We start from the raw sequence: 21205 nt of genomic DNA, 5'->3' as shown, positions 1-21205 counted from the left end.
ATGTACACCCACCCTTTGGGCGGCAGCGACATCTGTGTATATTAGAAAGCCCCGGGGATCCCCGGGGCGCGGGCCTTCGTACGTACGGGGAGGGGCTAGCCGAGCGGGTGCATCCAGCCGTGGCCGTCCGCGGCACGGCCGGTCTGGAGGTCCAGCAGGGCCTTGCGGAGCCGGAGGGTGACCTCGCCGGGCTCGCCGTTGCCCTGGGTCCAGTCGGCCCGCTCGGACTTGACCGAGCCGACGGGGGTGATGACGGCGGCGGTGCCGCAGGCGAAGACCTCGGTCAGGGTGCCGTTCGCGTTGTCGCGCTTCCAGTCCTCGGTGGTGATCCGGCCCTCCTCGGCGGTGTAACCGAGGTCGCGGGCGATGGTGAGGAGGGAGTCGCGGGTGATGCCGGGAAGGAGCGAACCGGTCAGCTCGGGGGTGACGATCCGGTCCCCGTACACGAAGTACAGGTTCATGCCGCCCATTTCCTCGATCCAGCGGTGCTCGACGGCGTCGAGCCAGACCACCTGGTCGCAGCCGTGCGAGGCGGCCTGGGCCTGGGCGACGAGCGAGGCCGCGTAGTTGCCGCCGGTCTTGGCCGCGCCGGTGCCGCCCTTGACCGCGCGGACGTACTCCTCGGAGAGCCACACCGAGACGGGCTTGACGCCGCCGGGGAAGTACGCGCCGGCGGGCGAGGCGATGACGATGAAGAGGAACTCGTTGGCCGGGCGGACGCCGAGGCCGACCTCGCTGGCGAACATGAACGGGCGCAGGTACAGGGAGGCCTCGCCGGAGTCCGGCACCCAGGCGCGGTCCTGCTTGATCAGCGCGTCACAGGCCTCGATGAACAGCTCGACGGGCAGCTCCGGCATCGCCATGCGGCGGGCGGAGGTCTGGAAGCGCTCGGCGTTGGCCTCGGGGCGGAAGGTGGCGACGGTGCCGTCGGGCTGGCGGTAGGCCTTGAGGCCCTCGAAGATCGTCTGCGCGTAGTGCAGCGTCATGTTCGCCGGGTCGATCGACAGCGGCGCGTACGGGACCAGCTCGGCGTCGTGCCACCCGCGGCCCTCGGTCCACTTGATCGTCACCATGTTGTCGGTGAAGTGGCGGCCGAAGCCGGGGTTGGCCAGGATCGCCTCGCGCTCCGCATCGGACAGCGGGTTCGAGGAGGGCTTGAGCTCGATCGTGGGCGTCGTCATGAGTGCTTGTCCTTCACCGGTTGTGTATGGCGGACCGCGCTCACGGCGTACTAGGACGTCCGAGCTTCCCCGCATTCCGCGGCCTTGCGTTCGATTATCGCGCGCATGGAGGCTTCGGTGAAAACGGGGGATGCGGCCCAGGGAGATGGTGGCACCCGGGGCCGCACAGGAAAAGCCGCCGGGCATCTTGCGTGCCTGGCGGCTTCCCGAGGTGGAGCTGCCAGGGTCAGCCGGCTACGCGGGCGGCGAGGGCGTCGCCGATCTCGTCGGTGGAGCGGAAGGTGCCGTCGCGTTCGGCCAGGTCGGCGGAGACCGCCTCCTCGATGCGGGCGGCCTGGGCCTCGTAGCCGAGGTGGCGCAGCAGGAGGGCGACGGAGAGGATCGTCGCGGTCGGGTCGGCCTTGCCGGTGCCCGCGATGTCCGGGGCCGAACCGTGGACGGGCTCGAACATGGACGGGAAGGCGCCGGTCGGGTTGATGTTCCCGGAGGCGGCGAGGCCGATGCCGCCGGTCACGGCGGCGGCCAGGTCGGTGAGGATGTCACCGAAGAGGTTGTCCGTGACGATGACGTCGAAGCGCTCGGGCTGGGTGACGAAGAAGATCGTCGCGGCGTCGACGTGCAGGTAGTCGGTGGTGACCTCGGGGTACTCCTGGGCGACCTTGTCGAAGGTGTTCTTCCACAGGTGGCCCGCGTACACGAGGACGTTGTTCTTGTGGACCAGCGTCAGCTTCTTGCGGGGACGGGCGTTCGCCCGCTCGAACGCGTCGCGGACCACGCGCTCGACGCCGTACGCGGTGTTGACGCTGACCTCGGTGGCGACCTCGGCCGGGGTACCGGTGCGCAGGCTGCCGCCGTTGCCGGTGTACGGACCCTCGGTGCCCTCGCGCACCACGACGAAGTCGATCTCCGGGCGGCCGGCGAGCGGGGTGGCCGTGTTGGGGAACAGTTTCGACGGGCGCAGGTTGATGAAGTGGTCGAAGGCGAAGCGGAGCTTCAGCAGCAGGCCGCGCTCCAGCACGCCCGACGGGACCGAGGGGTCGCCGATGGCGCCCAGCAGGATCGCGTCGTGGTGGCGCAGGGCCTCCAGCTCCGCGTCCGGGAGGGTCTCACCGGTGCGGTGCCAGCGCTGGGCGCCGAGATCGTATTGCTTGGTCTCCAGCTTCACATCCTGGGGCAGGACCGCGGTAAGGACCTTGAGTCCCTGAGCCACGACTTCCTGGCCGATGCCATCACCGGGGATCACTGCGAGATTGATGCTGGTCGACATGGCGGAACCGTACTCCGTGTCCCAGCCCTCAGACATGTTGCGTCCAGCATTTGGACCAATGGGGACGCAACACGCCCGGGCCGGCAGGGGGTCAGTGGCCGGTCGAGCCGCCGTTGTCGCGGCGGTCGAGGGCCCTCTGGAGGGCCGCGGCGGCGTTCTTGCGGTCGGCGTCGGCCGTGGAGGAGTGGCGGACGCGTCGGACGGCAGCGGTGGTGGGGGTCATGTGGATCGACTCCTTGAGATCACGGCGTGGCAGGGCCACGGATGAGGGGTTCCTTCAAGGCGCCGGAAGAGGCGGGGAGCAGTGCGCCGCAGGGGTTGCCTGCCGGGGGCGCGCGCTCTCGACCACCATTCGCCTGATCGGCGAGACGTTCGGCTCCTACAAAGCTAGGGCAGGTCCCGCTGTATGTCTCCGCAATTACTCGGACTTCCTACTATCTGAGACGCCGCATCCCGACAGAGGCCGCCCCCGAGCCTCCGCCTGGAGGCCCGGACAGCGATAGATCCGCTGGCCAGAGCCTTGTCCGCGGTTCGGAAGCCGGTTCCGGCGAGGTGACGCACGCCACGCGTCGCAGCAGCCCGCGGGACGCCGGACGGGTGATCCGGGCCGTGCCGCCGCCCGCGGGGCACGCACAGCGGCGGCGCCGGAGGGCGAAGCGCCCGCATGCACGGGCCGCGGCACCCCGGAAGCGGCATGGGGTGCGCATGCACACCGATCCGTGGGAAGTGCGGGCGGACTGGCCGCGCACCCCCGGCCCGGGTGCGGGCGCGGGGCGACGCCCCCGCCGGGCGGTGACCGTGCCGGTCGGGCGGGGTCGCACCGGCCCGCCACCCGGAGAGGACCCGGCCCGCTCGCCCACCCGTACCGGCGCCCCGCCCGGCGACGGCGCGCACTGCGTGGACCTCGCCCACCGGGCGCCGGCCGCGGACCCGGAGGTCTTCGACTCCACCGGAACCAGTCCTTCTCGTCGTCGTGGAGGAGAGGACAGCCGAGCGTCCCCGGGTCGGAGGGATCCGCGGGGCTCCGCAGGACATGCCCTAGAGCACGTCCCCCTCGCGCCAGTCGAAGTCGAGCCGCGCGGCCGGGTCCAGCCGGACCCCGCCGGGCGGCTCCCACACGTAGGTGGAGCCCTCCTCCTCGGCGAGCCGCTCGGGGCCGTCCGGCCCGAGGACCCCGATCGGCCCCGGGTGCGGGCTCCAGCCCCGGCCCGCGTACAGGGCGGCCCCGGCCTCCGACGCCGACAGCGCGCCCAGGACGTAGGCCCGGCCGATCACCCGCTCCAGCTCGGCCATCACCAGGCCCGCCAGTCCGCGGCGGCGCCGGTCGGCCCGCACGGCCACGGCCTCCACGTACCCGGTGCGCAGGGCCCGGCCCCGGTGCAGCACCCGCCGCTGCACCACGCTGCCGTGCGCGACGAGCTCCCCTTCCTCCCGTACGAGGACGTGCATGCCGCCGAGGGCGTGCTCGAAGTCCTCGTCGCCGAAGTCCCCCTCGAAGGCCCCGTCGAGCAGGGCCCGGACCTCTGCGATCTCGGCCCCGTCCAGCTCCGAGGTGTGTGCGGTCCGCGTGCTCATCACTGCTCCAGCCGGTCGGTGTACCGGGTGCGGAAGTCCGGGCTCCCGGGACCGTACCAAGGGCCGTCCCGGTGCCGGGCCCGGATTGCGGACGCCGAGGCGGGCTCCACCGGCCGAAATCGGCCGACCCGCCACTGGCCGGGGCGGCCGCGGCGTCGGCAGACTCGGCCCATGTCGCCTGAGACCCAGCAGTGGACTCCCACCCACGGTGAGCCCTACCGTCCCGTCGCCTACCGGCCCGCGCGCATGCCCGGCCCCGAATCCCTCGCGCGTGCGGCCGAGTTGCGGGCCCGGATGGACGAGCGGCGCACCGTACGCCACTTCTCCCCCGACCCGGTGCCCGAGCAGGTCGTCCGGGACGCCGTCGCCTGCGCCGCGACCGCCCCTTCCGGAGCGCACCAGCAGCCGTGGACCTTCGTCCTGGTCAAGGACCCGGCCGTACGGGCGCAGATCCGCGCCGCCGCCGAGCAGGAGGAGCTGCTCTCCTACGACGGCCGGCTCGGCGAGGAGTGGCTCACGGCCCTGCGTCCGCTGGGCACGGACGCGGTGAAGACCCACCTCACGGACGCGCCGGCCCTCGTCGTGGTCTTCCAGCAGCGCTACTGGCTCGGCCCGGACGGCAGCAAGCGGAAGCACTACTACGTGGACGAGTCGGTCGGCATCGCCGTCGGCATGCTGCTGTCCGCCCTCCACCTGTCGGGCCTCGCCGCCCTGGTCCACACCCCGAGCCCGATGCGCTTCCTGGGCCACGTCCTGGACCGCCCGGAGAACGAGAAGGCCTTCGCGGTCATCCCGGTCGGGTACCCGGCGGACGACTGCGAGGTCCCGGACCTCCGGCGCAAGTCGCTCGACCAGGTGATCGTCGAGGTCTAGGGCCCCGCTCCCCGGAACGGGGACCGCCCCCGCTCCGGACTTGGGGGTACCGGAGCGGGGGCGGGGTTCAGCGGGGACCCGGGGCGGGTCAGCCCATGTGGGGGTAGCCGTACTCGGTGGGCGCGACCAGCGTCTCCTTGATGGAGCGGGTCGAGGTCCAGCGCTGGAGGTTCGTCGCGGCGCCCGCCTTGTCGTTCGTGCCCGAGGCGCGGCCGCCGCCGAAGGGCTGCTGGCCGACCACGGCACCGGTGGACTTGTCGTTGATGTAGAAGTTGCCCGCCGCGAAGCGGAGCTTCTCCATCGCGTCCGCCGCCGCGTAACGGTCCGCCGCGATGATCGAGCCGGTCAGCGCGTACGCCGACACGGACTCCATCTGGGCCAGCATGGCGTCGAACTCGGCGTCCTCGTAGACGTGCACGGCGAGGATCGGACCGAAGTACTCGGTCGTGAAGACCTCGTTCTCCGGGTCGGTGCACGCGATGACGGTCGGGCGGACGAACCAGCCCTCCGAGTCGTCGTACGTGCCGCCCGCGACGATCTCGCAGGTCGGGTCCGCGATCGCACGGTCGATCGCGGCCTTGTTCTTCGCGAAGGAACGCTCGTCGATGACGGCGCCGATGAAGTTGGTCAGGTCGCGGACGTCACCCATGGCGATGCCGTCGACCTCGGCCGCGAAGGCCTCCTTGAAGCCGTCGTTCCAGATCGAGGCCGGGATGTAGGCGCGCGAGGACGCCGAGCACTTCTGGCCCTGGAATTCGAAGGAGCCGCGGGTCAGGGCGGTCTTCAGGGTGGCGCGGTCCGCGGACGGGTGCGCGACGACGAAGTCCTTGCCGCCGGTCTCGCCGACGAGGCGCGGGTAGGACCTGTACTTCTCGATGTTGTTGCCGACCGTCTTCCACAGGTACTGGAAGGTCTTGGTCGAGCCGGTGAAGTGGATGCCGGCCAGCTCGGGGTGGTTCAGGGCCACCTCGGAGACGGCGATGCCGTCGCCCGTGACCAGGTTGATGACGCCCTTGGGCAGGCCCGCCTCCTCCAGGAGCTCCATCAGGAGGACCGCGGAGTGGGTCTGCGTGGGGGAAGGCTTCCACAGGACCACGTTGCCCATGAGGGCGGGGGCGGTCGGCAGGTTGCCCGCGATGGCCGTGAAGTTGAACGGCGTGATCGCGTAGACGAAGCCCTCGAGCGGGCGGTGGTCGCTGCGGTTCCACACGCCGGCGGAGTTCGCGACCGGCTGCTCGGCCAGGATCTGGCGGGCGAAGTGGACGTTGAAGCGCCAGAAGTCGACCAGCTCGCACGGCGTGTCGATCTCGGCCTGCTGCGCCGTCTTCGACTGGCCCAGCATGGTGGAGGCGGCGAGCTTCTCGCGCCAGGGGCCGGACAGCAGCTCGGCGGCGCGCAGGATGATCGCGGCGCGGTCGTCGAAGGACATCGAGCGCCAGGCCGGGGCGGCGGCGAGGGCGGCGTCGACGGCCTCCTGCGCGTCGGCCTGGGTGGCGTTCGCGTAGGTGCCGATCACGGACTTGTGGTCGTGCGGCTGGACCACGTCGAAGCGCTCGCCACCGCCCATCCGCTTGACGCCGTTGATCGTCATCGGAAGGTCGATCGGGTTCTCGGACAGCTGCTTGAGCTGCTCTTCGAGGCGTACGCGCTCCGCGGTGCCGGGGGCGTACGAGTGGACCGGCTCGTTGACCGGAGCGGGGACCTGGGTCACAGCATCCATGGGGCTGGTAACTCCTTGAGCTAGTGGGGTGCCTAGTTCTTGGTGATCATCGAGCGGAGGAAGAAGAGCAGGTTGGCCGGCTTCTCCGCGAGGCGGCGCATGAAGTAGCCGTACCAGTCCGTCCCGTACGCGGTGTAGACGCGCATCCGGTGGCCCTCGGCGGCGAGCCGCAGGTGCTCCTCGCCGCGGATGCCGTAGAGCATCTGGAACTCGTACTCGTCCAGCTTGCGGCCTGCCTGCCGGGCCAGCTCCTGGGCGATCGCGATCAGGCGCGGGTCGTGGGACCCGATCATCGGGTAGCCCTCGCCCTCCATCAGGATCTTCATGATCCGGACGTACGCCTTGTCGATCTCGGCCTTGTCCTGGTACGCGACCTCGGCGGGCTCCTTGTAGGCGCCCTTCACGATGCGGACGCGGCTGCCGGCGGCGGCCAGGCGGCGGGCGTCGGCCTCCGTGCGGAAGAGGTAGGCCTGGATCACGCAGCCGGTCTGCGGGAAGTCCCGGCGCAGCTCCTCGTGGATGGCGAACATCGAGTCGAGGGTGGTGTGGTCCTCGGCGTCCAGCGTGACGGTGGTGCCGATGGCTGCGGCGGCCTCGACGACCGGGCGGACGTTGGCGAGCGCGAGCTCGTGGCCGCCCTCCAGCGCCTGGCCGAACATCGACAGCTTGACGGACATCTCGACCGTCTCGCCCAGGCCGAGGGCCTTGAGGTGCTCGATGAGTTCGAGGTAGGCGTCGCGGGCGGCGTGGGACTGCTCCACCGTGGTGATGTCCTCGCCGACGACGTCGAGGGTGACCTCGAGACCCTTGCGGGTGAGGTCCTCGACGATCGGGATCACCTGGTCGACCGTCTCGCCGGGGATGAACCGGGTCACCACGGGCTTGGTCACCGGGGCGGCTGAGACGATACGGCGCATCTTGTCGCTGCGCGAAGCGGCGAGGATCACGGGACCCAGCACGGGGCACCTCCAACGGGTGGCAGAAGCAGGCATACGGGTCCGTCGCCGATCGGGCGGGCCGTAAGGAAAACGCAAGTAAAACCACCGTGAAACCTAAGGATCGCTCCGATCCTCTGCCATCGACAGCTGTCACGCATCCGTGGCCGGGATCTCATACATATGTCTGAAGGGCCGCTCCGGGGTGGGAGAATGTCCTCGTGAAAGGCGATTACCAGGACCTGGTGGACGAGATCTCGGCACTGCTCGGCGCACCGGCGACGCTGGAGAACCGGGACTTCCGCCTCATCGCCTTCGGCGCGCACGACAGCGACGACGACGCGGCCATGGACCCGGTCCGCACCCGCTCGATCCTGACCCGGCAGTCGACCGCGGCCGTACGGTCCTGGTTCGAGGGGTTCGGCATCGCCCGGGCCACCGGGCCGGTACGGATCCCGGCGGCCCCGGAGGCGGGGGTCTTCCGCGGGCGGATCTGCCTGCCGGTCCGGTACCGGGGCATCGTGCAGGGCTACGTGTGGCTGCTGGACCAGGAGCCCGGCCCCGGTCCGCAGGCACTGGCCGCGGCCATGGAGGTGGCCCAGCGGATCGGGGTGCTGCTCGCCGAGGAGGCCAAGGCGGGGGCCGACCTGTCCCGGGAGTTCCTGGCGGTGCTCACGGCCGGTCGGGGCTGGCAGCAGGACATGGCCGTGGCCGCGCTGCGGGCGGCGCTGGGGGCGGGCGGGGAGGACGCGCACGCCGTGGTGTGCCTGGCCCCCTGGTCCGGGGAGGCCCCGCCGTCGGTGCCGGGCGCGGCGGCCGTGTGCGTGGCGCCCTGGTGGGCGCGGGGCGGCCCCGAGTCCGGGGCGGCGCACGAGGGCGGCCGGGGCGGAGCACGGGCGCTCGCGGTGCTGGTCCGCCTCCGCTCCACGGACACGCTCACGCCCGCGGTGAACGTGGCCTCGCGGCTGTTGCCGGGCGGCCCGGGGAACGGGTCGGGTCCGGGGAACGGGTCGGGGTCCGGCGGCCGCGGCCCGGCGGGGGCGCCTGCCGGTGTCCCGGGTCCGCCCGTCGCGGGGGTCGCCGACCCGGTCAGGGCCCTCGCCGACCTGTCCACCGCCTGGCGGCAGGCCACCGCCGCGGCCCGGGCGGCCGCCGCGCAGCCCCGACTCGGCCCCGTCGCCGAGTGGTCGGGGATCGGCCCGTACCGGATGCTGGCGGACCTCGCCTCCGATCCGGCGCACGATCCGGCGGCCCGCGCCCTGCTGGGCCCGGCCCACCGCGAACTGGCCCGCACCGTCGAGGTGTTCCTGGACCGCGCCGGCCAGGCGGGCCGTGCCGCGGCGGCCCTGGGCATCCACCGCCAGACCTTGTACTACCGCCTGGCCCGGGTGGAGCAGCTCACCGGACTCGACCTGGACGAGGGCGAGGACCGCCTGCTGCTCCACATGGCCCTGAAGGCGGCCCGCCTGCACGGCTGACCGGGCCGGCCGATCCGGCTCCGGCCGCTACCCCACGCGAGCCCCCGTCCCGGCGTCGACGACGACCCGGTCACCCGACGGCCGTCCAGGGTGACCGGAACCTCCGTGGCATCCAGCATCGCGTCGCAGGCGGCGCGCGGTTCCAGGTGGGTGCGGACCGGGATCCGCCCGGCCGGGACCACCGAGTCCGCGCCCTCCAGGACGCGACCGCCACGCCCGCGTCGCCGCTTCCGTGACCCGTCGTCACGCCGAAGGAGGTGGCGTCCGGGAGCCGCCGAGTGGTGCCTCGGCGTGGCATGCGCCGGAGGCGGCGCGGCCGGGGGCCCCGGGAGGTCCTGCGGCCGCACGGCCGTCCGGGCGACGGGCACGCGCCTGCCCCGCCCCGCACCCGGTCGCCGGCAGCGCCGCCGCCGGCCCGCACGTCCCTGCCCCGGCCGGGTGCGCGACCTCGCGCCCTGCCCCGTACGCCGTTGCGCGCGAGCCCGCGCCGGGCCCCTGGCGCCGATCCCCGTACCGGCCTCCGTACCGACTCCCGCCCGCCCCGTCCTCGCCACGGCTCCCCCTCCGCTCCGGCCGGGCAGGGGCGTCCTCCGGTCAGAGGGTGTCCGCCGGCCCCGTCACCGCTTCGGCGGCGCGCCGCATGCCTTCGGTGAGTTCCTCCGCGGTGGCCGCCGAGTCCGGGTCGAGCAGCCGCTGGACCATGAGGCCGTTCAGCAGTGCCTGGCAGAAGGCGCCCAGGGTCCGCTCGTCCCGCGCGTCCAGCTCGTCCTCCGGGATGCCGGCCAGTATCGAGACCAGGCCGCGGCGCCCCTCGGCCTGCGAGGCCGCCAGCATCGCCCGCAGCTCCGGGCGTTCCTCGCGGCTCAGCGCGACCTCCAGGCCGGCCGCCCAGACGGGACCGCCGGCCTCGTGCTGGGCGAGGACGCCCTCCCAGACCGCGCGGAAGCGTTCCAGGGCGCCGCCTCCCTGCGGCAGGCCGGACCGGAAGTTCTCGCCCCACTCCTGCATCAGGGCGGTGAAGGCCTGGGTGAGGAGGGCGTCCTTCGAGCCGTAGTGGTAGCCGATCGACGCCAGGTTCGTACCGGAGGCGCTGACCACGTCGCGCGCGGTGGTGCGGACGAACCCCTTCTCGACCAGGCACTTCTTCGCGCCTTCGAGCAGGTCTTCCCGATGTCCCATGCCGGAACGGTAGCAACGCGAAAGGGCCCGGGGTCTCCCCCGGGCCCTTCACCTGTGCGGGACGGCTCAGCCGAGGCTGACCGTACGCGCCGAGACCGCGCCGATCTCGGTGGCGATGTCCGCGAGGACGCCGGCCGGGACCTCGGCGTCGACGGTGAGCACGGCCAGTGCCTCGCCGTGCTCCTCGGCGCGGGCGACCTGCATGCCCGCGATGTTCAGACCGGCCTCGCCGAGGAGCTGGCCGACCTTGCCGACCACGCCCGGGCGGTCGGTGTAGCGCAGCACGACCATGAAGTCGGCGAGCGCCAGGTCCACGTCGTACTCGCCGATGCCGACGATCTTCTGGAGGTGCTTCGGGCCCGCGAGCGTGCCGGAGACGGAGACTTCCTGGCCGTCCGAGAGGGTGCCGCGGACGGTCACCACGTTGCGGTGGTCCGGGGACTCCGAGGTGGTGGTGAGGCGGACCTCTACACCGCGCTCCTGCGCGAACAGCGGGGCGTTGACGTAGGAGACCGTCTCGTCGACGACGTCCTCGAAGACACCCTTGAGCGCGGAGAGTTCGAGCACCTTGACGTCGTGCTGCGTGATCTCTCCGCAGACCTCCACGTCGAGGCGGACCGCGACCTCGCCCGCGAGGGCGGTGAAGATGCGGCCGAGCTTCTCGGCGAGCGGCAGGCCCGGACGGACGTCCTCGGCGATGACGCCGCCCTGGACGTTGACCGCGTCCGGCACCAGCTCGCCGGCGAGCGCGAGGCGCACCGACTTGGCGACGGAGACGCCGGCCTTCTCCTGGGCCTCGTCCGTGGACGCGCCGAGGTGAGGGGTGCAGACGACCTGGTCCAGCTCGAAGAGCGGGGAGTCCGTGCAGGGCTCCTTCGCGTACACGTCGAGGCCGGCACCGGCGACGCGGCCCTCCTTGATGGCCGAGTACAGCGCGGCCTCGTCGACGATCCCGCCGCGGGCGGCGTTGACGATACGGACGGACGGCTTCACCTTGTGCAGCGCCTCGTCCCCGATGAGACCGAGGGTCTCGGGGGTCTTGGGCAGGTGCACGGTGATGAAGTCGGCGACCTCGAGGAGCTCGTCGAGCGTGAGCATCTTGACGCCCATCTGGGCGGCGCGCGCGGGCTGCACGTAGGGGTCGTACGCGACGATCTTCATGCCGAAGGCCGACATGCGCTGCGCGACCAGGACACCGATGCGGCCGAGGCCGACGACACCGAGGGTCTTCTCGCTGAGCTCGACGCCCGTGTACTTGTTCCGCTTCCACTCACCGTTCTTCAGGGCGGTGTTGGCCTGCGGGATGTTGCGGGCGGTCGCGACGAGCAGGCCGCAGGCCAGCTCGGCGGCCGTCACGATGTTCGAGGTCGGGGCGTTGACGACCATCACGCCGGCCTTGGTGGCGGCGGAGACGTCGACGTTGTCCAGACCGACGCCGGCACGGGCGACGACGCGCAGCTTCTTGGCGGCGGCGATGGCCTCGGCGTCGACCTTGGTCGCGGAGCGGACGAGGATCGCGTCGACATCCACGATGGCGGGCAGCAGTTCGGCGCGGTCGGCGCCGTTGCAGTGCCGGATGTCGAAGTCCGGGCCGAGCGCCTCCACGGTGGCGGGCGACAGCTCTTCGGCGATGAGTACGACAGGTTTCGAGCTCACGTGGGTCCTCACAAGTCCAGTGCGGACGGCCGTCCCGACGGCCGCAGGCGTGGAGGGGGTAGCCGCGTGGAAGACGCACGACACTGTGGGCCTGACGCGTATGTGTTGAGCAGTGTAGTGGCGCTGACGGACCGGATTTCCGCCCTTACGGAAGGATCACCCGTCCGTGGTTGGCCGAGGTGGACAAGGACCCCGCGCAGAGGGCCCGATTCCCGGCCGTACCGGACGGTCCGGGCCCGTCCGGCGGAGGGTGGCGGGGCAGGGGCCCCGCCCCGCCACCCGGCAGATCAGCTCTCGTCGCTGTCGACCCAGCTCATCAGCTTGCGCAGCTTCTTGCCGGTGGTCTCCAGCAGGTGCTCCTCGTCGGCCTTCTTGTACTCGTTGTACTTCGGCAGACCGGCCTTGTACTCGGCCATCCAGGTGTTGGCGAACTCGCCGCTCTGGATCTCCGCGAGGACCTTCTTCATCTCGGCCTTGGTGGCGTCGGTGATGACGCGGGGGCCGGTGATGTAGTCGCCCCACTCGGCGGTCTCGGAGACCGACCAGCGCATCTTCTCCAGGCCGCCCTCGTACATGAGGTCCACGATGAGCTTCAGCTCGTGCAGGCACTCGAAGTACGCGATCTCCGGCTGGTAGCCGGCCTCGGTCAGGGTTTCGAAACCGGCCTTGACCAGGGCGGAGGCGCCACCGCAGAGGACGGCCTGCTCACCGAACAGGTCGGTCTCGGTCTCCTCGGTGAAGGTGGTCTTGATGACGCCGGCGCGGGTGCCGCCGATGCCGGCCGCGTACGAGAGCGCGAGGGCGAAGGCGTTGCCCGAGTAGTCCTGCTCGACGGCCGCGATGCACGGGACGCCGCGGCCCTCCTCGTACTGGCGGCGCACCAGGTGGCCCGGGCCCTTCGGGGCGACCAGGGCGACGTCCACGTTGGCCGGGGGCTTGATGAAGCCGTACCGGACGTTGAAGCCGTGGCCGAAGAACAGCGCGTCGCCGTCCTTGAGGTGCTCCTTGACGGACTCCTCGTAGATCTCGGCCTGGAGCGGGTCCGGGGTGAGGATCATGATGACGTCGGCCCAGGCAGAGGCCTCCGACACGGAGACGACCTTGAGGCCCTGCTCCTCGGCCTTGGCCTTGGACTTCGAGCCCTCCTTCAGGCCGACGACGACGTCGACGCCGGAGTCACGCAGCGACAGCGCGTGGGCGTGGCCCTGGCTGCCGTAGCCGATGACAGCGACCTTGCGGCCCTGGATGATGGACAGGTCGGCGTCGTTCTCGTAGAACAGCTCGGCCACTGGGATATCTCCTTGGTGCGCTGGTGTTGCTCCCACCGTACGGTGGGGAACGGAATACAAGTTTCTCGGTCTCGCCATGCGAGCGGGCGAGTCCTTCAGGGGTGTCGCGGAAGGTGTCGCAGGAGGTCAGGCGCTGCGGTCGAGCGCGCGCAGACTGCGGTCCGTGATCGACCGGCCGCCACGCCCTATGGCGATCGTGCCGGACTGCACGAGTTCCTTGATGCCGAAGGGCTCCAGCATCTTGAGCATCGCGCCGAGCTTGTCCGCGCCGCCGGTCGCCTCGATGGTGACGGCCTCCGGGGAGACGTCGACCGTCTTGGCGCGGAACAGCTGGACGATCTCGACGATCTGCGAGCGGGTCTCGTTGTCGGCGCGGACCTTCACCAGGACGAGCTCGCGCTCGATGGCGTTGTGCGACTCCAGCTCGACGATCTTGAGCACGTTGACCAGCTTGTTGAGCTGCTTGGTCACCTGCTCGAGCGGGAGGTCCTCGACATTCACGACGATGGTGATGCGGGAGATGTCGGGGTGCTCGGTGACGCCGACCGCGAGGGAGTCGATGTTGAACCCGCGGCGGGAGAACAGCGCGGCGATCCGGGCGAGGATGCCGGGCGTGTTCTCGACCAGGACGGAGAGCGTGTGCTTGGACATGTGAGGCGTTCTCTCTCTCGGCTCTCTCGGCTCAGTCGTCTTCGTTGTCGCCGAAGTCGGGACGGACGCCCCGGGCTGCCATGACCTCGTCGTTGGAGGTGCCGGCGGCGACCATCGGCCACACCATGGCGTCCTCGTGGACGATGAAGTCGATGACGACGGTGCGGTCGTTGATCGCGTTGGCCTCGGCGATGACGCGGTCCAGGTCGGCCGGGTCCTCGCAGCGCAGCGCCACGCAGCCCATGGCCTCGGACAGCTTGACGAAGTCCGGGACGCGGGTGCCCTTGCGGGGGGCGGCGGACTCGCCGAGCTGGGAGCCGACGGTGTCGTGGCCGGTCTCGTCCGCGTGCAGCACGGTGTTGGAGTACCGCTGGTTGTAGAAGAGGGTCTGCCACTGGCGGACCATGCCCAGCGCACCGTTGTTGATGATCGCGACCTTGATCGGGATGTTGTTCAGCGCGCAGGTGACCAGTTCCTGATTGGTCATCTGGAAGCAGCCGTCGCCGTCGATCGCCCAGACCGTGCGCTCCGGCATGCCGACCTTGGCGCCCATCGCGGCCGGGACCGCGTAGCCCATGGTTCCGGCGCCGCCCGAGTTCAGCCAGGTGCGCGGCTCCTCGTACTTGACGAAGTGCGAGGCCCACATCTGGTGCTGGCCGACGCCCGCCGCGTAGATGGTGCCCTGCGGCGCGAGCTCCCCGATCCGCTCGATGACCTGCTGGGGCGAGAGCATGCCGTCCTGGGGCAGGTCGTAGCCCAGCGGGTACGTCTCGCGCCAGCGGCTGAGGTCCCGCCACCACGCGGTGTAGTCCCCGGCGTTGCCCTCGGTGTGCTCGGCCTGGACGGCCTGGATCAGGTCGGCGATGACCTCGCGGGCGTCGCCGACGATCGGGACGTCCACCGCGCGGTTCTTGCCGATCTCGGCGGGGTCGATGTCCGCGTGGATGACCTTGGCGAAGGGGGCGAAGCTGTCCAGCTTGCCGGTGACGCGGTCGTCGAAGCGGGTGCCGAGCGCGATCAGCAGGTCCGACTTCTGCAGCGCGGTGACGCCGGTGACCGATCCGTGCATGCCCGGCATGCCGACGTGCAGGGGGTGGCTGTCGGGGAAGGAGCCCAGGGCCATCAGGGTGGTGGCGACCGGGACGCCGGTCAGCTCGGCGAGGACCTTCAGCTCGGCGGTCGCGCCGGACTTCATGACGCCGCCGCCGACGTACAGCACCGGGCGCTTGGCCTGGCAGATGAGCTTGGCGGCCTCGCGGATCTGCTTGGCGTGCGGCTTGGTGACCGGCCGGTAACCGGGCAGGTCCTGGGTGGGCGGCCAGCTGAAGGTGGTCTTCGCCTGGAGGGCGTCCTTGGCGATGTCGACCAGGACCGGGCCGGGGCGGCCGGTGGCGGCGATGTGGAACGCCTCGGCGATCGTCCGCGGGATGTCCTCGGCCTTGGTGACCAGGAAGTTGTGCTTGGTGATCGGCATCGTGATGCCGACGATGTCCGCCTCCTGGAAGGCGTCGGTGCCGATCGCCTTGGAGGAGACCTGGCCGGTGATCGCGACGAGCGGGACGGAGTCCATGTGCGCGTCGGCGATCGGGGTGACCAGGTTGGTGGCGCCCGGACCGGAGGTGGCCATGCAGACGCCGACCTTGCCGGTGGCCTGCGCGTAGCCGGTGGCGGCGTGACCGGCCCCCTGCTCGTGGCGGACCAGGATGTGCCGGACCTTCTTGGAGTCCATCATCGGGTCGTACGCGGGGAGGATGGCGCCGCCCGGGATGCCGAAGACGGTGTCGCACCCCACCTCTTCGAGAGAGCGGATGAGGGACTGCGCACCCGTGACGTGCTCAACTGCGGCGGACTGGTGTCCGCCGGAACGGGGCCGCGGCTGCGGATGGTGGGCCCCGGTGGCCTGCTCGGTCATCGGCATTCTCTTCTCGAAGCTGAGGGTGATACGAGGGTTCGACTCTGTGCCAGTGCAACAAAAAACCCCTCGTGCCGGAGGCAAGCGAGGGGAGCGCGTCGGGTGCGTTGAGCGGGGACATGCTGGCCCCAGCTTCAGCCGACGCGCTTTCCAAGTACGAGAATTCGGGTGCGCATGGCATTGACCCTCCCTCCGGCGAGAGGTCGGTGTCAAGTAGGTGGGACGGGCGTCTCATTATGTGAGCCTCTACGGATGACCACGGAGCCTCCGGTGGAGCCTCCGGTGGAGCCTCCGGCCAGAGCCGGCTGGACTGCTCCGCCCGGTACTGGGAACGTACCTCGCACCAGCGCACGCCGCAGCCTGTACTCGTCGAGGGGGCCGGAAAACGCCACTCCCTGCCCATGGGTGCAGCCCATCGCGCGCAGCGCCATGACCTGCTCGGGGAGGTCGACCCCGTCGGCCACCGACTGCATGCCCAGGTCGTTCGCGATCCGCAACAGACCTGCCGTGATCTTGTGCAGGCGGGCGGACTCGGCGACCCCCTCCACCAGGCCGCGGTCGAGCTTGAGCATGTCGACGGGCAGGCGGCGCAGGGCGCTGATGGCCGCGTAACCGCTGCCGAAGCCGTCCAGGGCGATTCCCACGCCCAGCCGGTGCAGGGCCACCAGACGCCGCTCCAGCTCCTCGAAGGGCACTCTGGGATCGGAGACGGCCAGCTCGAGGATCAGGGCGCCGGAGGGCAGTCCGTGCCGGGTCAGCAGGGCTTCCACGGAGCCCAGGGGCAGGGCGCGGTCCAGGAGCCGCTGGGCGGTCATCCGTACGGCCACCGGTACGCCATGCCCGGCCCGGTGCCGGTCGGCGGCCTGTTCCACGGCCTCCTCCAGCAGCCAGCGCCCCAGCTCGGCGGCGCGCGAGGCGTCCGGGCCGGCGGTCCCGGAGGCGCTGCCTTCGCTGTACTCGGCGACCCGGAGGAATTCGGCGGGGGTGAAGAGGATCCCCTGGGCGGAGCGCCAGCGGGCCTGCGCGGCCACGGCGGAGACCTCGCCGGTGGCCAGCGAGACCACCGGCTGGTGCAGCAGGGCGAACTCCCCCTCGTGGAGCGCGGTCCGCAGCCGCCCCGCCAGCTCGGCCCGGCGTACGACATCGGCCTGCATCTGCGGTGCGTACATCTCGACGCGGTCCTTGCCGCCCGCCTTGGCCCGGTACATCGCGAGATCGGCGTTGCGCATCAGGTCCGACGGGGCCAGGCCCGGGTCGGCGAAGGCGACGCCGATGCTGGCGGCGACCCGCACCTCGCTGCCCCCGATGCGGTACGGCTGGGACAGGGTGGTGCGCAGCCGGTCGGCGATCTCGTGCACCTGGTACTCGCGGGCGCTGCGGTCCCGGCTGCCGTCGCCCAGGATCAGCGCGGCGAACTCGTCGCCGCCGAGCCGGGCCGCGGTGTCCCCGGCCCGGACGGAGTCCTGGAGCCGGCGGGCGGCCTCGACGAGCAGCTCGTCGCCGGCCTGGTGGCCGATGGTGTCGTTGACCGCCTTGAACCCGTCGAGGTCGATGAAGAGCACGGCGGTGCTGTGGTCGCCCGCCCTGCGCCCGGTGAGGGCCTGTCGGACGCGGCGGGTGAAGAGGGCCCGGTTGGGCAGGTCGGTCAGCGGATCGTGCTCGGCGCTGTGCTGGAGCTGCGCCTGGAGCCGGACCCGCTCGGTGACGTCCCGGCTGTTGAGGATGAGACCGCCCTGGTGGCGGTTGACGGTGGACTCGACGTTGAGCCATTCGCCGCCGCCCGACCTGAAGCGGCACTCGATGCGGGTGGTGGGTTCCTCGGTGGGCGGCGCGGCGAGGAAGCGGCGCACCTCGTGGACCACGCGGCCGAGGTCGTCGGGGTGGATCAGGGTGGCGAGCTCGGTGCCGACCAGCTCCTCCGCCTCGCGCCCGTAGACCCCGGCGGCGGCGGGGCTGACGTAGCGCAGGGTCCCGGTGGGGGCGGCGATCATGATCACGTCGCTGGACCCCTGGACCAGCGAGCGGAAGTGGTTCTCCTTCTGGGCCAGTTCCTGGGTCAGCGCGATGTTGTCGAGGAGCATGATGCCCTGGCGGATGACGAGGGCCAGCACGACGGTGCAGCCGGTGAAGACGACCACCCGGTCGACCTTCCGGCCGTCGACGACGTTGTAGAGGATCCCGAGGGTGCAGACGGCGGCTGCGAGGTACGGGGTGAGGGCGGGCAGCGAGCCGGTGATGGGGCGGCTGTGCGGCCGCTCCCCGCGCGGGCGGCACGGTTCCGGCACCGGGTGGATGTGCCGGGCGCCCCAGGGTGCGTAGGCGAGCAGCAGGGAACCCGCGAACCAGCCGGCGTCCAGCAGCTGGCCCGACTGGTATCCGGCGCTCAGCAGCGGCGAGGTGAACAGGGCGTCGCTGAGCACGGTCAGGGCGAGGGCCGCGATGGCGGTGTTGACGGCGGAGCGGTTGGTCTCGGACCGCCGGAAGTGCAGGACCAGGACCATCGAGACGAGCGCGATGTCCAGCAGCGGGTACGCGAGCGAGAGGGCGGCGCGCGGGACGCTGCCGGGGGCTCCGGACTGGGCCGTCTGTGCGGCGTGCGCGAGGGCCAGGCTCCAGGAGAGGGTGAGCAGGGAGCCGCCGATGAGCCAGGAGTCGAGGCCCAGGCAGACCCAGCCGGCCCGGGTGACCGGCCGCTTCGCGAGGACGAGCAGGCCCACGATGGCGGGCGGGGCGAAGCAGAGGAAGGCGAAGTCGGCCACCGAGGGTTTCGGGACCTCCTCGTTGAGGATCACCTCGTACCAGCCCCACACGGCGTTGCCGCAGGCTCCCATGAGGGACGAGAAGGCGAAGAGCAGCCACGCGGGGCGCTCACGGCTGTCGATCGCCCGCGCGTAGGAGTAGCAGGAGACCGCGGCGAGTATCCCTGCCGCACTGAGTCCGAAGTCGCCCATGATCTCTGCGACTTCCTCGGATCCCCAGTTGAGGGCGGCGCCCACCGCGTACCCGCCGCTGACCACGGCGAGGAGCAGCTGCATCGCCACGCCTCTGCCTCCGGCCGTGCCGGGCGGCCGGTTCAGGAGCGCCGCCCCCTGGGCACTCACCGGTGCCCCTCGCCGGCTGGTTCCGGCGGCGCAGCCCAGTCTCGGCGCCGTCGCCTCCGGCGGCTGTGCCGCGTCGGGTCCTTCGTCCATTGGCCGTGCATCGCCCGTCGCCCCCCAAAGTGTCCGATCACTCCCCAGCGCCAGACGTTCGTGGCGCAGCCCCTTCTTCCGGACGATACACCACTTTCGTCACTCAGGGACATACCTTCTCTACTCTGCGTTACCACAAAGGGAGTTGTGGGCACTGCACGCATCCGGGTGACTGCGGAGCGTGGAGGCGGGCGGCTACGCGGTGGTCAGTACCGTGTGTTCCAGGGGCTCGCCGGCGGCGAACCGGGTCAGCTGGCGGGCCAGCAGGCGCTTGGCGCGCGGCTCGAACGCGCTGCTGCTGCCCCCGACATGAGGCGTGATCAGGACGTTCGGGGCGTGCCAGAGGGGGTGGCCGGCGGGGAGCGGTTCCGGGTCGGTGACGTCGAGGGCGGCGCACAGCCGGCCGGATTCCACCTCCGCCAGCAGGGACTTGGTGTCGACCACGGGTCCGCGCGAGACGTTCACGAGCAGGGCGCCGTCCTTCATCCGGCTCAGGAAGTCGGCGCCGGCCAGACCGCGGGTGTCCTCGGTCAGCGGGGTGCACAGCACCACCACGTCGGCCGAGGGCAGGAGTTGGGGCAGGTCGGCGAGGGCGTGCACCGGTCCGCGCGCGGTGGTGCGCGCCGAGCGGGCGACCCGGGTGACGGGCCCGCACTCGAAGGGCACGAGCCGGTCCTCGACGGCGGCGCCGATCGATCCGTAGCCGACGATCAGGACGGACTTGTCGGCGAGGGCCTCGTAGAAGCCGCCGTGCCACTCCTCGCGGTCCTGTCCGCGGACCATGCGGGGGATGCCGCGCAGCGAGGCCAGGGTCAGGGCGAGGGCGAGCTCGGCGGTGCTGGCCGTGTGCACCCCGGCGGCGTTGCAGAGCCGGACCCCGGGGCGCAGGCCGCCGAGACCGCCGAGGACATGGTCGATGCCCGCGGTCAGGGTCTGGACGACCTGGAGGGCGGGCATCGCGGCCAGCGGCCGCACGGTGACCTCGGGGGACTTCATGTAGGGGGTCACGTAGAAGACGCAGTCGGCCGGATCCGCCGGGAAGTCGTCCTCGCCGTCCCACCGGCGGTACCGGAAGGAGGCGGGAAGGCCGTCGACCTCTTCCGCGGGGAACGGGAGCCAGACGTCGGGGGTCTTTGCAGTCATGATCCCGAGGCTATGCCAGGCCATCGGGATCAAGCCGTTAGTTTGGGGGCGGCAGCGGGAGGGGGACGCAGGGGTGGAGCGCAGGTCGATCGGGGCGGGGGCGCTGGCGGTGGGCGCCGTCGGGCTCGGCTGCATGCCGATGAGCTGGGGGTACGCGCCCTCGCGCAGGCGGGGCCACGAATCGCTGGCCGCGGTGAACGCGGCGCTGGACCTGGGGTCGAACCTGCTGGACACGGCCGATCTGTACGGGCCGTACACCAACGAACTGCTGCTCGGCCGGGTGCTGCGCGAGCGGCGCTCCGATGCGTTCGTCTCGGCCAAGGTCGGGCTGCGGGCCGGTGACCAGCACGTGGTGGCCGACGGGCGGCCGGGGTACGTACGGCGGGCCTGCGACGCCTCGCTGCGGCGGCTGCGGACGGATGTCATAGACCTCTACCAGCTGCACCGGGTGGATCCGGACGTGCCGGTGGAGGAGACCTGGGGCGCCATGGCGGAGCTGGTGGGCGCGGGCAAGGTACGCGCGCTCGGGTTCTGCGCGCTGGGCGCGGGGGCCGGACCGGGGGCGGGCCGGCGCGGGGACCGGCAGTACGCGACCACGGTGCGCCAGCTGGAGCGGGCGCAGCAGGTGTTCCCGGTGAGCGCGGTGCAGGCGGAGCTGTCGGTGTGGTCGCCGCAGGCCGCCTGGCAGCTGCTTCCCTGGTGTGCGGCGCGGGGGGTGGGGTTCCTGGCGGCGATGCCGCTGGGCAGCGGGTTCCTGACCGGGACGCTGACGCCGGGCGAGGGCTTCGAGTCGCAGGACGTGCGGGCTCGGCACCCCCGGTTCACGGCGCACGCGATGGCGTCGAACCAGGTGCTGGTGGCGGGGTTGCGGCGGGTGGCGCTGCGGCACGGTCCCGCTGTCACGGCGGCGCAGGTGGCGCTGGCCTGGGTGCTGGCTCAGGGGCCGCAGGTGGTGCCGGTCGCGGGGGCGGACCGGGCGCACTGGGCTGCGGAGAACGCGCGTGCTGCCGAGGTGCGGCTGACGGCCGCGGACCTCGCCGAGATAGCGGCCCTCCCGGCGGCGGTGGGAGCCTGGGACTGACCCGGCCGGACGCGGGCCCACGGACGCCGGACCCCACACAACCACTCGATCGGGTGTACGAGTGACGGAACTTC

The 21205-nt window shown here is 71.7% G+C and carries 16 protein-coding genes; 3 read left to right on the top strand and 13 right to left on the bottom strand.

The window, feature by feature from the left end:
* Positions 1 to 95 precede the first annotated feature (95 nt).
* From ACFWUZ_RS17440 to ACFWUZ_RS17425, 4 genes are all read right to left on the bottom strand, one after another.
* Positions 96 to 1181, bottom strand: a complete 1086-nt coding sequence (locus tag ACFWUZ_RS17440; RefSeq protein WP_384372983.1) for a branched-chain amino acid aminotransferase — start codon at positions 1179 to 1181, stop codon at positions 96 to 98.
* 226 nt (positions 1182 to 1407) lie between these two features.
* Positions 1408 to 2448 (bottom strand): 3-isopropylmalate dehydrogenase, encoded by a 1041-nt coding sequence (locus ACFWUZ_RS17435; RefSeq protein WP_384372981.1) that lies wholly within the window; start codon positions 2446 to 2448, stop codon positions 1408 to 1410.
* A gap of 91 nt (positions 2449 to 2539) precedes the next feature.
* Positions 2540 to 2671, bottom strand: coding sequence for a hypothetical protein (locus ACFWUZ_RS17430; protein WP_361128211.1), 132 nt, complete (start codon positions 2669 to 2671; stop codon positions 2540 to 2542).
* Between the two features lie 815 nt (positions 2672 to 3486).
* Positions 3487 to 4023: a GNAT family N-acetyltransferase gene (locus ACFWUZ_RS17425; protein WP_384372979.1), complete on the bottom strand. Its 537-nt coding sequence runs from the start codon at positions 4021 to 4023 to the stop codon at positions 3487 to 3489.
* Between the two features lie 171 nt (positions 4024 to 4194).
* Between ACFWUZ_RS17425 and ACFWUZ_RS17420 the strand changes: the two genes are divergently transcribed.
* Positions 4195 to 4896, top strand: a complete 702-nt coding sequence (locus ACFWUZ_RS17420) for a nitroreductase family protein (RefSeq protein WP_384372977.1) — start codon at positions 4195 to 4197, stop codon at positions 4894 to 4896.
* An 88-nt stretch (positions 4897 to 4984) separates the two neighbouring features.
* On the opposite strand, the gene pruA is transcribed toward ACFWUZ_RS17420, so the two are convergent.
* Both pruA and ACFWUZ_RS17410 read right to left on the bottom strand, forming a co-directional pair.
* Positions 4985 to 6616, bottom strand: a complete 1632-nt coding sequence (pruA, locus tag ACFWUZ_RS17415; protein WP_384372975.1) for an L-glutamate gamma-semialdehyde dehydrogenase — start codon at positions 6614 to 6616, stop codon at positions 4985 to 4987.
* Between the two features lie 32 nt (positions 6617 to 6648).
* Positions 6649 to 7575: a proline dehydrogenase family protein gene (locus ACFWUZ_RS17410; protein WP_384372973.1), complete on the bottom strand. Its 927-nt coding sequence runs from the start codon at positions 7573 to 7575 to the stop codon at positions 6649 to 6651.
* Between the two features lie 197 nt (positions 7576 to 7772).
* Between ACFWUZ_RS17410 and ACFWUZ_RS17405 the strand changes: the two genes are divergently transcribed.
* Positions 7773 to 9029 (top strand): PucR family transcriptional regulator, encoded by a 1257-nt coding sequence (locus ACFWUZ_RS17405; RefSeq protein ID WP_384372971.1) that lies wholly within the window; start codon positions 7773 to 7775, stop codon positions 9027 to 9029.
* A gap of 594 nt (positions 9030 to 9623) precedes the next feature.
* Here ACFWUZ_RS17405 and ACFWUZ_RS17400 read toward each other — a convergent pair.
* The 7 genes from ACFWUZ_RS17400 to ACFWUZ_RS17370 form a co-directional block, all read right to left on the bottom strand.
* Positions 9624 to 10208, bottom strand: coding sequence for a TetR/AcrR family transcriptional regulator (locus ACFWUZ_RS17400; RefSeq protein ID WP_384372969.1), 585 nt, complete (start codon positions 10206 to 10208; stop codon positions 9624 to 9626).
* 66 nt (positions 10209 to 10274) lie between these two features.
* Complete coding sequence (gene serA / locus ACFWUZ_RS17395) at positions 10275 to 11864, bottom strand: phosphoglycerate dehydrogenase (RefSeq protein ID WP_384372967.1); 1590 nt, start codon at positions 11862 to 11864, stop codon at positions 10275 to 10277.
* 287 nt (positions 11865 to 12151) lie between these two features.
* Complete coding sequence (ilvC, locus tag ACFWUZ_RS17390; protein WP_384372965.1) at positions 12152 to 13153, bottom strand: ketol-acid reductoisomerase; 1002 nt, start codon at positions 13151 to 13153, stop codon at positions 12152 to 12154.
* A gap of 126 nt (positions 13154 to 13279) precedes the next feature.
* Positions 13280 to 13804 carry an acetolactate synthase small subunit gene (gene ilvN, locus ACFWUZ_RS17385; protein ID WP_031150278.1) on the bottom strand — a complete coding sequence of 175 codons (525 nt, stop codon included), beginning with the start codon at positions 13802 to 13804 and terminating at the stop codon, positions 13280 to 13282.
* 31 nt (positions 13805 to 13835) lie between these two features.
* Positions 13836 to 15722 (bottom strand): acetolactate synthase large subunit, encoded by a 1887-nt coding sequence (locus tag ACFWUZ_RS17380; RefSeq protein WP_384372963.1) that lies wholly within the window; start codon positions 15720 to 15722, stop codon positions 13836 to 13838.
* Between the two features lie 203 nt (positions 15723 to 15925).
* Positions 15926 to 18817, bottom strand: coding sequence for a putative bifunctional diguanylate cyclase/phosphodiesterase (locus ACFWUZ_RS17375; protein ID WP_384372961.1), 2892 nt, complete (start codon positions 18815 to 18817; stop codon positions 15926 to 15928).
* 285 nt (positions 18818 to 19102) lie between these two features.
* The gene (locus tag ACFWUZ_RS17370) at positions 19103 to 20050 is read right to left on the bottom strand and encodes a 2-hydroxyacid dehydrogenase (protein WP_384372959.1); all 948 of its coding nucleotides are present in this window, start codon (positions 20048 to 20050) and stop codon (positions 19103 to 19105) included.
* Between the two features lie 73 nt (positions 20051 to 20123).
* Here ACFWUZ_RS17370 and ACFWUZ_RS17365 point away from each other — a divergent pair, with 73 nt between their 5' ends.
* On the top strand, positions 20124 to 21131 hold the full coding sequence (locus ACFWUZ_RS17365; RefSeq protein ID WP_384372957.1) for an aldo/keto reductase: 1008 nt from the start codon (positions 20124 to 20126) through the stop codon (positions 21129 to 21131).
* The last annotated feature ends 74 nt before the right edge of the window (positions 21132 to 21205 follow it).

The organism is Streptomyces sp. NPDC058646 (assembly GCF_042716875.1).
GTDB lineage: Bacteria > Actinomycetota > Actinomycetes > Streptomycetales > Streptomycetaceae > Streptomyces.
This window is presented reverse-complemented; position numbering and strand designations above follow the sequence as displayed.